General features: G+C 42.2%; 12 protein-coding genes. 4 read left to right on the forward strand and 8 right to left on the reverse strand.

The features are described 5' to 3' along the window. The first annotated feature begins 2 nt into the window (after window positions 1-2). Entirely contained in the window at window positions 3-1,331 is a 1,329-nt protein-coding gene (locus ACFSTG_RS14485; protein ID WP_380754692.1) for a DUF58 domain-containing protein, read from the forward strand. 31 nt (window positions 1,332-1,362) lie between these two features. Here ACFSTG_RS14485 and ACFSTG_RS14490 read toward each other — a convergent pair whose 3' ends face one another. Genes ACFSTG_RS14490 through ACFSTG_RS14525 form a run of 8 tightly spaced genes read right to left on the reverse strand, consistent with a single transcriptional unit; the run spans window position 1,363 to window position 8,359 of the window. Next, on the reverse strand, window positions 1,363-2,673 hold the full coding sequence (locus tag ACFSTG_RS14490) for a cryptochrome/photolyase family protein (RefSeq protein WP_380754695.1): 1,311 nt from the start codon (window positions 2,671-2,673) through the stop codon (window positions 1,363-1,365). Next, window positions 2,658-3,437, reverse strand: a complete 780-nt coding sequence (locus ACFSTG_RS14495; RefSeq protein WP_380754699.1) for a tryptophan-rich sensory protein — start codon at window positions 3,435-3,437, stop codon at window positions 2,658-2,660. Before ACFSTG_RS14495 ends, ACFSTG_RS14490 begins: the two co-directional genes overlap by 16 nt. Window positions 3,438-3,440: 3 nt before the next feature. Beyond that, a complete protein-coding gene (locus ACFSTG_RS14500) occupies window positions 3,441-4,220 on the reverse strand; it encodes a lycopene cyclase domain-containing protein (protein WP_380754702.1) in 780 nt (259 codons plus the stop codon). Then, on the reverse strand, window positions 4,160-4,627 hold the full coding sequence (locus ACFSTG_RS14505; RefSeq protein ID WP_380754705.1) for a sterol desaturase family protein: 468 nt from the start codon (window positions 4,625-4,627) through the stop codon (window positions 4,160-4,162). The genes ACFSTG_RS14500 and ACFSTG_RS14505 overlap by 61 nt, the downstream gene beginning before the upstream one ends. Further along, complete coding sequence (locus ACFSTG_RS14510) at window positions 4,615-5,133, reverse strand: hypothetical protein (RefSeq protein WP_380754708.1); 519 nt, start codon at window positions 5,131-5,133, stop codon at window positions 4,615-4,617. Before ACFSTG_RS14510 ends, ACFSTG_RS14505 begins: the two co-directional genes overlap by 13 nt. A gap of 2 nt (window positions 5,134-5,135) precedes the next feature. After that, window positions 5,136-5,972 carry a phytoene/squalene synthase family protein gene (locus tag ACFSTG_RS14515; RefSeq protein ID WP_380754711.1) on the reverse strand — a complete coding sequence of 279 codons (837 nt, stop codon included), beginning with the start codon at window positions 5,970-5,972 and terminating at the stop codon, window positions 5,136-5,138. Then, on the reverse strand, window positions 5,956-7,452 hold the full coding sequence (locus ACFSTG_RS14520; RefSeq protein WP_380754716.1) for a phytoene desaturase family protein: 1,497 nt from the start codon (window positions 7,450-7,452) through the stop codon (window positions 5,956-5,958). Before ACFSTG_RS14520 ends, ACFSTG_RS14515 begins: the two co-directional genes overlap by 17 nt. Before the next feature lie 4 nt (window positions 7,453-7,456). After that, on the reverse strand, window positions 7,457-8,359 hold the full coding sequence (locus ACFSTG_RS14525; RefSeq protein ID WP_380754720.1) for a MerR family transcriptional regulator: 903 nt from the start codon (window positions 8,357-8,359) through the stop codon (window positions 7,457-7,459). 225 nt (window positions 8,360-8,584) lie between these two features. Between ACFSTG_RS14525 and ACFSTG_RS14530 the strand changes: the two genes are divergently transcribed. Genes ACFSTG_RS14530 through ACFSTG_RS14540 form a run of 3 tightly spaced genes read left to right on the forward strand, consistent with a single transcriptional unit; the run spans window position 8,585 to window position 12,020 of the window. Then, a complete protein-coding gene (locus ACFSTG_RS14530; protein WP_380754727.1) occupies window positions 8,585-8,806 on the forward strand; it encodes a DUF6095 family protein in 222 nt (73 codons plus the stop codon). Between the two features lie 41 nt (window positions 8,807-8,847). After that, window positions 8,848-11,211, forward strand: a complete 2,364-nt coding sequence (locus ACFSTG_RS14535; protein ID WP_380754734.1) for a TonB-dependent receptor — start codon at window positions 8,848-8,850, stop codon at window positions 11,209-11,211. A 2-nt stretch (window positions 11,212-11,213) separates the two neighbouring features. Then, window positions 11,214-12,020 (forward strand): DUF4249 domain-containing protein, encoded by an 807-nt coding sequence (locus ACFSTG_RS14540; RefSeq protein WP_380754740.1) that lies wholly within the window; start codon window positions 11,214-11,216, stop codon window positions 12,018-12,020. The last annotated feature ends 314 nt before the right edge of the window (window positions 12,021-12,334 follow it).

A 12,334-nucleotide genomic window follows, 5' to 3' on the forward strand; every position in this document is an offset into this window, starting at 1 on the left:
CTTTGAAAGTTTTCAAGTCATTATACCTGCACCAAAGATTTTTCATTGCCGTTTTCCTTCTGGCAGCAGCCTTCCTTTTTTCCTACTGGATGGAGTGGCTTTATCCAGTGGTCTGGATCCTGGCACTGCTGTTGTTTTTATTGTTATTGTTCGATATAATCGCCCTCTTTAAAAAACCCTTGATTATCGCAGAACGAATTCTTCCGGAGAAATTTTCCAACAGTGACGAAAATCCGGTGAAGGTCATCATACATAATAAATTTCCCTTCGCTGTTTTACTGGAAGTGATAGATGAGATCCCTGTGCAGTTCCAAAAAAGGGATTTTTCAAAAAAGTTAAAAGTGGGGCCAGGAAGAAGCATAAGCTTCGATTACTCTTTAAAGCCGGTGGAGCGTGGCGAATATTATTTTGGAAAACTCAACGTTTACAGCTCTACTTCCCTGGGTCTTGCCAGGAAAAGGGACAGCTTTAAAAGAGACCAGATGGTCAAGGTATACCCTTCATTTATACAAATGAAACAACTCGATTTTATGGCCATTGACCGGAAAATTGCTCAACCGGGACTCAAAAAGATCAGGAAGATTGGGCATACCATGGAGTTTGAGCAGATAAGGGATTACGTGAAGGGGGATGATATTAGAAGTATTAACTGGAAGGCTACTGCAAAACAAGGGGGACTTATGGTCAATCAATACCAGGATGAACGCTCCCAGCCGGTTTATTCTGTCATTGACACAGGAAGGGCAATGAAAATGCCTTTTAACAACCTCAAACTGCTGGATTATGCAGTTAACAGCTCCCTGGCCTTTTCCAATATTGTATTAAAAAGGAAAGACAAAGCCGGCCTGGTTACTTTTTCTAATAAGGTGGAGAATGTCTTACAGGCCAGTTCCAAAAAGACACATCTAAACCTGATCCTGGAAACCCTTTATAATATCAACACCGGATTTCTTGATTCTGATTTTGCCTTGCTCTACACCCACATAAACCGGATGTTAAAACAGCGAAGCCTTGTAATTCTCTATACCAACTTTGAACATTTGGGTTCGCTGCACCGGCAATTACCTTACCTCCTGGCACTGGCTAAAAAACACCTTTTGGTGGTGGTCTTTTTCGAGAATACAGAATTGGAGGAGCTGGTTAATATGGAAGCAGATACTATCCCTGAGATCTTTGATCAAACCATTGCCGGGCAATTTTCTTATGATAAAAGACTTATGGAAAGGGAACTCAGGAGGCATGGGATCCAAACTATCCTCACCCGTCCGGGGGATCTAAGCATCAACACCATCAATAAATACCTGGAGATCAAAAAAAGAGGTTTGCTGTAATCTTTGTGGTGGGGCACACTTCATCACCGGTTCATTTGTTAAGAGCTTGTTTGTAGGTTTGTAAAGCCCTTTGCCGCGCAAAAGAATGATCTACTACCGGAGGACAATTTCGTGTATCGAAATCGGGTAACCAGGTCTTGACATATTTTAGTTCGGGATCGAATTTCTCTAACTGCAAATGCGGATTAAAGATCCTGAAATAAGGTGCAGAATCACACCCCGTGCCTGCTGCCCACTGCCAGTTGCCGTTATTTGAAGCCAGTTCATAATCCAGCAATTTTTCGGCGAAATATGCTTCACCCCAGCGCCAGTCTATCAGCAGATGTTTGGTTAGGAATCCGGCGACTATCATGCGTACACGGTTGTGCATCCACCCCGTCTCGTTCAGTTGTTTCATCCCGGCGTCAACCAGGAGATATCCTGTTTCTCCTTTGCACCACAGGTCAAATTCCTTTTCATTGTTTCGCCATTGGATGCGGTCATATTTTCTTCGGAAATTATGGTGCGTTACCTCCGGAAAATGGTACAGGATCATCATGAAGAATTCCCGCCAGATAAGTTCATTCAGAAAAGTTTCATTAAGTTTTAAAGCGGTTTTGACCACTTGTCTTATGCTTATTGTTCCAAATCGTAAATGTACACCCAGCCGGCTGGTGCCTTCAAGAGCCGGAAGATCCCGGGTTTGGTCATAGTTTTTGATCAATTCTTCAGAAAGTTCTGTTTCCGGTATTTTTACTCCCGAAGCTTCGAAACCTATTTCTGAAAGGGAAAGCAACTCTTTTGGGGGCATCTTCAAAAAATTGTTCAAAAAGTCTTCCGAAGGCAATTCCGGAAGGGAATCGTTAAAGAGTTTTTCTTTCCAAACCCGCGAATAAGGGGTAAATACTGTATAAGGAGTGGCATCAGGTTTCATGACTTCTTTCTTTTCATAAATAACCTGGTCCTTAAAAGTGAAGAAATTTATTCCCTTTTCTTTCAGCAAAGATTTAATATGTTCGTCCCTCTCTGAAGCATAAGGTTCATAATCGTGATTGGCATAAACCTGCTGCACCTCATATTTCATAAGCAGGCCCCGAAGGGCTTTTTCAGGTGTGGAATGTAAGACCACCAAAGAGGACCCTTTCGAGTGTAGCACTTTATTTATCTTCTCCAGTTGCTCATGAATAAATTCAACCCTGCTGTCTTTTCTATTAGGAAGTTTATCAAGAATATATATATCGAACACAAAAAAAAGAAGCACGGGAAATCCACTTTTCAGAGCATGGTACAGAGCGGCGTTATCTTCCAGCCGAAGATCCCGTCGCAACCAACAAACAGAAATCTTTGTTATAGTTTTTTCCATGGACTGTATTCCCTGTTTTGATATCCATGAATACTACTGCTTACAAGGAGTATTGCAGCAACGGCAAGTGAGGTGATCACGACAGAGGGTTGATCATTCCAGTTTGCTATGGCAATAGCCACAAGCGCCCATACTCCCACAAGCGCGAACTCCCGCATATTTCGGGTCCAGGTGATCACCAAATTGACCACTCCGGCGATCAGGATCATGATGATCGTCCAGCTGACTTCAGAAATTCCGAAGCCATTCCAGTTAATTGAAGTTAAGTAGGCGGCAATATTGGCAATGAGCGCCACAGCGATCCACCCTGAATAAAAGGAAAAGGGCCACCAAACAAACCCAATAATGGGAAGAGGTTCATCATCCAGTTCCATACGGGTATTGAGAATGATCTTTATGAGGGAGAACAACAATAAGATCATGAGCAGGACTGAAAGTAGTATGGCTTCATTAAGCCATGCAAAGATCCAGAGGACATTTGCTGTACAGGAAATTATAAACCACCAACCTACCTGCAAAGTAACGGGGTTTGAAGAATATTTAGTGAAGAGATCCCGGGCCTGATAGATCACAAAGCCAAATAAAGACAAGTAGATCAATCCCCAAATGGAAAATGCATATCCTGCAGGAGTAAACAGGTTCTCATATTTTCTTGAAATACTTGCCATGGTTTCCCCGTTGATCATTCCGGTATTTGACAGGTAATTAAATACCACCATCACGATGAATGCGAGAATATTCAATATCTGAAGCGTTCTTTTCATTTTTCAGGAATTTTGTGTAATGGGGGTCGTGACAGTAGACTTATCCATCTTAACTAAAAGATAACGGTAAATGATAAGATTCACAAGGATGAGCTCCATCCCGTAAAAAATGTCTTCAAAAGGAACCGTTCCTATCCTGAAGTTCATGAATTCTTCAGAATTATACCACACCACCTCTTCCTCCAGGCCGGTTCCGGTAAGAACCCCGTTCACCAGGAAAAAAGGAAGAAGAAGAACTGCATATACCGCATAGAACCTGTTAAGCCACGACAGCTTTAGATAAAATACAGCGAAGGCCAGGAGCACCGCCAGACTCAAAAATGTACTGGATGTATAGGCTTTCCCAAGATTCAGAATTCCCAATACAAGCAGAAAGAAAATAAGTATATAAGAAAAAAGGAAATTCTTGCTGTCTACCCGTTTCTTTAGAAAAAGGTCGAGACAGTGGAAAGTAAATACACAGGCATAGGGAATACAAAAGAAGAATAGAACTTCTTCCAGTGGCAAATTTCCCACATTGATCCCGGTGAGGTACTTATCGTTAAATCCCCAGACGCCCATTTCCGTGAAATACATGTCCCAGACGACAAAAATGACCCCGGTAAAAATCACAGCAGGAAAAAATGCTTTCCAGGTTTTATGAAAGTTCAGCTTTGGGTGAAAAGAGAATATAAACGGAATAATTATCGTAAAGAAATTTACGAGTAAATAGGTATACTCCATTATGCCTTCTTCTTTTGATCCCTGAAATATTTCAACGGCACCCATAACATTCCGAAGCATTCCCCATCTTCAGGACCCAAATGTTTGTGATGCATTTTGTGGGCTCTGCGTATGGCACGGAAATAAGCATTATCGGTCTTTCGTAAAACCTTAAATCGCTGATGAATGAAAATATCGTGTACAAAGAAATAGGCCATTCCATAGATCGTGATCCCAAGTCCAATCCAGAAAAGAAAATTGTAACCGGCCTGCATTCCAAAGTAAAGAGAGATGATTCCCGGGATGGCAAAAATGAGAAAAAAGAAGTCGTTATGTTCAAAAAAACCAGAAGACTCCTTTTTGTGATGGTCCTTATGCAGTGTCCACAGCAGTCCATGCATAACATATTTGTGAGTAAACCAGGCAACCCCTTCCATGGCCAGGAAAGAGGCCAGCACGATAAGCGAATTAAAAATTAAGGTTTCCATAATTTATTATGATTATTTCTAATTTCCTTCCTCTCCCTTTCATCAACAGCTTTAGAAACCAGCAGATAACTAAGGATCGTTCTTTGAAGTTCCTTATCCTTCACCTTTGAAAGTTCTTGCCTGATAAAGTTCTTATCTTTCTCCAGATGGTCCTTATATCCCAGGAAGCCTGGTGTTTCAGCCTGTATTGAGAATCGCAGGTAGCGCAATTCAATATTTTGTGGATCTGTCTCAATGGCTGAGGCTAACATTTTTTTACCCTTCTTAAAATACGACATTTTTGTAAAAGGATTCGCCACATGCTTCGCCATCATCATGTTAGCAGCTGCTTCGTATCCCAGGAAAAGAGGATCTTGATTGGCATACGGTTTTACCAGCTTCAGCAGCTTTTCACCAGCCTCCTGTTGCTCTGCTGCTTTTGCATAAAGGTTGCGCACCTCATGCAGGCCTGGTTCCTGCGAAAGATCCTGGGTGCCTGTTACTAAAAAGATCAGCAGGTATATCATCTTTACAAAAGGTTCATTTTAGTTTCCACAAGGCTATTCAGCATTAATCCGAACTTTTTACCATTATTGATCCTTATCCTGCCGGAAAGAACCCTTTGAGCCGGAAGTTTCTTAATTTTATTAAAGAGTGACCGGTAATACACATAGGCCAGGTATACCCCTCCCCTGGCGGAAGCAGGCAGTTTCTTGACACCTATAAGTGCATACTGAAAATCATCTTCGATCTCTCTTTCGATCTGTTTTTTAGCCGAAGTTGAAAAATTCTCCATGTCCACTCCCGGAAAGTAGGTTCTGCCCAACACGTGATAGTCATCCTTTAGATCCCTCAGAAAATTCACTTTTTGAAAAGCTGCTCCCAATTTCATCGCGTAGGGCTTTAGTTCTTCGAATTTTTGCAGGTCTCCTTCTGTAAAGATATGAAGACACATAAGCCCGACAACTTCTGCAGAACCCAGAATATACTGTTTGTATTTTTCATCATTATAATCCACTTTTTGAAGATCCATCTCCATACTTTTCAGAAAGGTTTCAATAAGTTCATAATTTATATTGTAATCGTGCACCGCTTTTTGGAATGAATTCAATACCGGGTTGGTGGAGATACGCTGTTCCAGGGCTTCATAGGTATCTTTTTTGAACTTATCCAAGAGGTAAGTCTGGTCATATCCGTCAAAACTGTCAACGATCTCATCGGCTACCCTTACAAATCCATAAACTGCATAAACTGGATCCCGCAAACGATCGTGTAAAAAGTATATTCCCATGGAAAAACTGGTGCTGTAAGAGCGGGTGGTTAACCTGCTAACCTCTATCGAAAGATCATCAAACAGTGACTTCATTTTTTTGTTTTTTTAGTTCGTTAATAACTTGTTGTGCAGCGATCTTTCCGGAGATAAGAGAAGGGGGGACACCAGGCCCCGGCACTGTTAATTGGCCGGCATAAAAAAGGTTCTTTAATTTCCTGTTCCTGATCTTGGGTTTCAAAATAGCCGTTTGAAGCAAGGTATTGGCCAAACCATAAGCGTTCCCCCGAAATGAATTATAATCATTCACGAAGTCATTCACGCAATAACTTTGCTTATAGTCAAGAAAAGGTCTTATGCTGGTCTTTGTTTGTTTCTCCAGCCGCTCCATCATGACGCTGAAGAATTTTTCCCTAAGGTCTTCCCTGTCTTCCAGACCAGGGGCTAAAGGCATTAGCAGGAACAGATTTTCATGCCCCTGCGGAGCTACACTGTCATCGGTCCTTGAAGGGCAACAAACATAAAAAAGGGGTTTTGTGGGCCATTTTGGATCTTTATAGATCTCAACAGAGTGATCAAAAAGATCTTCATCAAAAAACAAGGTATGATGTTCCAGCTCAGGTAGTCTTTTAGAGATCCCCAGATAAAAAATAAGACATGAGGGGGCAAAGGTCTTTTTCTTCCAATATTCTGAATCGTAATTTTTAAATTGAGGGGGCAAAAGTTTATTTTCAACGTGCTCATAATCTGCCGCAGCAACCACTGCATCAAAATAGGTAAGCTTCCCATCGACTTCCAGTCCCTTCACCCGGTTTCCTTCCGTAGAAATTGCAGTTACCGCAGAATTAAAGTGAAAGCTCACTCCGTTTTCTTCGGAAACCTTCACCATTGATTCGATGATTTTTCCGAAGCCACCGTGAGGATACCAGGTACCCAATTTCAACCCCGCATAATTCATAAGACTGTAAAGGGCCGGTGTGTCCTGGGGCATTGCACCAAGGAACAATACCGGGAATTCCATGAGGGCTATCAACTTTGGATCCCTGAAAAATTTACGAACATGCTTACTAAAGGAGGAAAAGACCTGAAGCCGAAGCGCTCCTTTGATTAGGGAAATATCTGCAAACTCTGTTAAAGAAAGTCCGGGCATGTACACCAGGTTCTCCATTCCCTGCTCATATTTATACCGGGCTTCCTCCATAAACCGGTCTAGCCTGGCAGCGCTTCCTTTTTCAACAGATTCGAACAGTTCCCGTAGTTTTTCATAATTTTCAGGGATGCTGAGTTTCTCCCTGTTTTTATAGATCACTTCAAAAGAAGGATCGAGCAATTGTAATTGATAAAGATCTGATACTTTATATCCAAAATCCCCGAAAAAACTTTCGAATACCCCCGGCATCCAATACCAGCTTGGCCCCATGTCAAAAACATAACCATTATGGGTATGTAACTGCCGGGCCCTGCCTCCGGCAGTACTGTTCTTTTCGAAAACATGAACTTCATGGCCGGCTGCACCCAAATAAGCTGCCGCGCTCAACCCCGAAAATCCGGCTCCTATAACTGCTACGTTTGCCATTCTTCTATGTTTTTGTAGAATTTGTTTCTGAAAATGCTTTTTCCAGGTCTGCCACTGAAAAAAGCCAGTTTAAAGGATATTCTGTTTTAATTTCTTCTGAAAGTTCAGGGTTTACTGCGAGATAAATATTTTTTCCTTTTCCTATCCTGCTGAGCTCCTCCAGGTATTCCCGGTTATTTTCAGGAAGATCCCGGTGCACCATGAACAACAAAAGATTTTTAACTTTAGTGTCCTTTAGGGCGTTCTCAATCGAGGAAAGAGGAACATTAGGTCCCAGGTAAAGTGATCTCTTGTCCCTGCTCCTTATTAAATAATTAGCGAACAGCAAGCCAATTTCATGAAACTCATCTTCGGGAAGGAAAAGCATCCATGAATCCTCATCATCCATAATCAGGGGTAAGGAATCAATTGCGGTGAAAAGTTTTTGCCTTAACAAGTTAGAGATATAATGTTCCTGGGAAGGAGGGATAGCATTACTGGTCCACATGATCCCAATTCGGGTAAGCAGGGGATAAATTACCGCCTCATAGGTCTTTGTCATCCCAAAGCGAAGGAAACAGTGGGAAAAGATTTTCTCGAAATTTGATTCATCGTAGTTCATCCCCGCCGAAATGAGTTGGTTTACAAAGTAATCGTAATCAGTCTCGTTAATTGCCTGTTCGTGATGTTGTTCAAGAAGTCGGAACAACTCTTCATCTGGCATGGAACACAGACTGGAAACTTTATGTTCAGTCTTCATAAGACTTACAATGTTGAGCAGTCGCCGGAGCTGAAATCCATCATAATACCGTGTGTTGCCCTCAGAACGCTGTGGCTGCAAAGCATTGTAGCGTTGCTCCCAGATCCTGATGGTATGTGGCTTTATTCCGGAGAACTGAGCCAGTTGACTAATAGAGAACTGATTCATGTTTAAATAATTTAAGACAAAATTAAACATAAAATCTATTGCAGATTGTTAATTTCCGCTTAATTTTGAATTTACTCTTTTAGAGAATTGATTTACAGTTAATTGAAATAAATATAATAAAATAATGATTTAAAAGCAGTTCGAAATTTATGATTTATCTTAAACAATCCAGATGCGATTCGAATTCCCCTCAAGATTCTTTATCTTTAGACCTTTATTTTAGCTATGAAACACACCAATAAAGGACTGCTTTTAAAGGGTCTTAAATTTCTTGCAGGTGCTTTGCCTTTATCCTTTATAGGGCCTGTGGTTCTTTTTAGTGCCGCGAAAAATCAGGAGCATACCTGGTTTATCCCTGTGATGGCTTTTGCAATTCTGGCCATGGCAGCGGCAGTATATCTAATGTTCAGAGGGATCAATATCGTCATGAAGGCCTTGTTTGAATAGGAGTACCCCACACTGCTATTAATCTGTTAGTTAATAACTCCTTGAAACATTCTTTCCTCTTTCTGCTCCTTTTCTCCTTTAGTCTGGTCCAGGCTCAGGAAACCTATTTGTTGAACGGGGTGATAAAAGATGCCGGCAACAATGAAACCCTTAACGGAGTAAACTTATTCTTTCCTTCCCTATCAACGGGTACTGTGAGCAATGATTACGGTTTCTATTCCATTAGGCTTCCCGAAGGGGAACATCAAATATTCATAACCTATCTCGGCTACCAAACTATTTCCCAGAAAATTACCATTTCTGAAAACACCACCCTTAACTGGAGCCTGAACCAGGCGTCTGAAGATCTTGAAGAAGTGGTGATCATCGAGGATGTGGAGCGCCTTAATATTTCCCGCCCCCAAATGAGTGTTAATAGTTTGGAGATAAGCACCATTCAAAAATTACCGGTGGTTTTTGGAGAGGTTGATATTGTACGTTCCCTTTTGCTCCTTCCGGGAGTTTCAAATGCAGGAGAAGCTTCATCGGGTTTTAATGTGCGGGGTGGCGCTGCAGACCAAAATCTGATCTTGCTTGACGAAGCTACCATTTTTAATGCCAGTCACCTGTTTGGGTTATTCTCAGTTTTTAATCCGGACGCGATCAAGAATCTGAAACTTTACAAAGGAGGAATTCCCGCAGATTATGGCGGTAGGGTTTCCTCTGTTCTGGATATTTATCAAAAGGATGGGAACAGCAGAAATTTTGAGGCGAACGGTGGGATTGGGTTGATCTCGAGCCGGCTACTTTTGCAGGGACCTATCCAGAAGGAGAAAAGTTCCTTCCTTATAGGGGGGCGAAGTTCCTATGCACATTTGTTTCTGAAGTTGACAGACAATGAGAATTCAGCCTATTTCTATGACCTTAACACCAAACTAAGTTTCAGGCTGGACCAGCGTAATACATTACTTTTTTCAGGATACTTCGGAAGGGATGTTTTCAGGATAAGTGACAGTTTTGACAACACATACGGCAACGCAGTGTTCAATTTGAGGTGGAACCATCTCCTGAAGGATAATATCTTCAGCAACCTTTCCCTCATATACAGTGATTATTATTACGGGCTAACCCTTGATTTTGTAGGGTTCAACTGGAACAGCGGAATAAAAAATATGAACATTAAATACGACATAGATCATCACATCAACAGGAATCTCAGCCTTGATTATGGGGTTCATAATACCTATTATGAATTTAACCCGGGGGAGATAGAACCGAGCAGCCCGACTTCAGGGATCAATGCTTCCAAATTGATAAAAAAATACGCTTTTGAAAATGCCTTTTATATCTCTGCGGAACAGAGGCTAACAAAAGATCTTACGGCAGAATACGGTTTAAGGTACAGCAGTTTTTTAAGATTGGGGCAAGAGGAGTTGAATCTTTATACTGATGATAATCCCGTAGTTTATAATGAACGCTTCGGGATTTATGAGAAAGCCATTCCAACAGGAAGAAAGTCTTTGGATAGGGAAAAAGTTGAAAAGGCCTTTTCAAATTTAGAACCAAGGTTAGCGCTGGCCTACAGCTTCAATGAAAACGCCTCTGTAAAAGCGAGTTACAACAGGATGACCCAATACCTGCATCTTATCACCAATACCAGCTCACCCACCCCCCTGGATGTATGGGCTCCCAGCGGACAATACATTGAACCACAGTCCCTTGACCAGGTAGCAGCCGGATATTATCAAAATATTAAAGAAGAATTATATTCCCTGGAAGTAGAAGGTTTTATTAAGTTTCTAAAGAACCGGATTGATTACATTGACGGCGCTAATCTTATTGCCAACAATGCCATTGAACAAGTGATTCTACCGGGAGAAGCAAGAGCCTATGGATTGGAAGTGCTGCTGAAGAAAAACAAGGGCGATTTTACGGGCTGGCTCGCCTACACCCTTTCCAGATCTGAACAAAAGACCCCCGGCAGGACATCTGCAGAACCGGGTATCAATAATTCCCAGTGGTACAATACCCCTTATGACAAAACCCATGACCTATCTGTCACCGGGACATATGATCTAAATGATCGTTGGAGTCTCAACTCTAATTTTATTTTTCAAACCGGTCTGCCCACGACTTATCCTACCGGCCAGTATAGGTTTGAAAATTTAACCATTCCGGTTTATTCCCCAAGGAACAGTGACCGCCTTCCATCTTACCACAGGCTGGATCTTTCAGCAACTTATGAACGTCCTATTAATAAAAAAAGTTATGTTTCCTCCTGGACATTCGGACTTTATAATGTCTATTCACGTAAGAATGCGGCTTCAATGAACTTTAGAAGAAATGATGATACAGGTGTCAATGAAGCGGTACGCTTATCCATTTTCGGGATCGTTCCTGCTGTGACTTATAATTTTAAATTTTGACCATGAAACTTCAGAAATTCCTATTGGCAGTGTTATTTTCAGTGGGTTTCCTATCCTGCGAAGATGTGGTGGATGTTGAGCTTAAGGAATCAGCACCACGACTGGTGGTGGAAGCCTCCTTGCTTTGGGATGTAGATAAGGAAGAGAATACTCAATTCATCCGCCTTACCACCACCGCCCCCTTTTTCGAAGAAAATATACCGCCGGCCATAGACGCTACAGTTTCTGTAATGGATGACAACGGAAGGGAATATGTTTTTGAAGAGATGGCTGACGGAATCTTCAGGAACGACGAGATCGATCCCTCCCTGGAGTTAGAATACACCTTAATAATAGAATATGAAGGTGAGACATATTCTGCGACAGAGCCCTTGGTACCCACTCCGCAGCTTGATTTTGTCACGCAGGATAGGGGCGGATTCTCGGGAGATGACTATGAGTTTAAGGTCTATTATACAGATCCTGCAGAAATGCAGAATTATTATTTGTTCCGTTACGTGAACGACGATGTTAGCCTTCAGATCTATGATGATGAGTTCACCAATGGGAACCGTACGTTCGCTTTTTTCAATGACGAAGATGCCAGTACCGGAGATATTGTAGCCTTTGAGATACAGGGCATTTCCCGAGGGTTCTATGAGTACATGTTCATCCTTCGCTCCCAGTCTGGCAGCAGTAACGGCGGGCCTTTTCAAACTCAGCCGGGTATTGTTAGAGGTAATATTGTAAACATTACCAATCCCGATAATTTCGCCTTCGGATATTTCAGATTATCAGGAACCAACATGCTGCCCTACGTGGTGCAGTAGTCGGGAGTAACGGGTTGTAAATTCACGCTGGCATTCCTTCTACTAAGTCTTCTTGGTTAAGAGTTCCCCTCCTCAGTTGAGGAGGCCTGCCTGCCGCAGGCAGGGGTGGATCGGCCGTGAGGCCGAGACGGGGTGGTGCAGTTTCCGGAAAGAAGACCCTCCCCGTCCGCCGTAGGGCGGACAGTCGTTTCCAGGTTTGAGTTTAGGGTATAAAAAAACCCTTCATCAAATTCATGATGAAGGGTTTAAAAGAAAGCCTGCCTGCCGGTAGGCAGGGAGGCGACCCCCGATAGCTATCGGGGCTCCCACAAGAT

Origin of the sequence: Salinimicrobium flavum (assembly GCF_042684505.1) — a bacterium.
Classification (GTDB): Bacteria; Bacteroidota; Bacteroidia; order Flavobacteriales; family Flavobacteriaceae; genus Salinimicrobium; species Salinimicrobium flavum.

What these genes read in the sequence shown, in the direction of transcription:
- ACFSTG_RS14520 (WP_380754716.1), bottom strand. Translation starts at nt 7,452, where the DNA reads ATGGCAAACGTAGCAGTTATAGGAGCCGGATTTTCGGGGTTGAGCGCG.
- ACFSTG_RS14495 (WP_380754699.1), bottom strand. Translation starts at nt 3,437, where the DNA reads ATGAAAAGAACGCTTCAGATATTGAATATTCTCGCATTCATCGTGATG.
- ACFSTG_RS14500 (WP_380754702.1), bottom strand. Translation starts at nt 4,220, where the DNA reads ATGCTTCGGAATGTTATGGGTGCCGTTGAAATATTTCAGGGATCAAAA.
- ACFSTG_RS14525 (WP_380754720.1), bottom strand. Translation starts at nt 8,359, where the DNA reads ATGAATCAGTTCTCTATTAGTCAACTGGCTCAGTTCTCCGGAATAAAG.
- ACFSTG_RS14490 (WP_380754695.1), bottom strand. Translation starts at nt 2,673, where the DNA reads ATGGAAAAAACTATAACAAAGATTTCTGTTTGTTGGTTGCGACGGGAT.
- ACFSTG_RS14515 (WP_380754711.1), bottom strand. Translation starts at nt 5,972, where the DNA reads ATGAAGTCACTGTTTGATGATCTTTCGATAGAGGTTAGCAGGTTAACC.
- ACFSTG_RS14540 (WP_380754740.1), top strand. Translation starts at nt 11,214, where the DNA reads ATGAAACTTCAGAAATTCCTATTGGCAGTGTTATTTTCAGTGGGTTTC.
- ACFSTG_RS14505 (WP_380754705.1), bottom strand. Translation starts at nt 4,627, where the DNA reads ATGGAAACCTTAATTTTTAATTCGCTTATCGTGCTGGCCTCTTTCCTG.
- ACFSTG_RS14510 (WP_380754708.1), bottom strand. Translation starts at nt 5,133, where the DNA reads ATGATATACCTGCTGATCTTTTTAGTAACAGGCACCCAGGATCTTTCG.
- ACFSTG_RS14530 (WP_380754727.1), top strand. Translation starts at nt 8,585, where the DNA reads ATGAAACACACCAATAAAGGACTGCTTTTAAAGGGTCTTAAATTTCTT.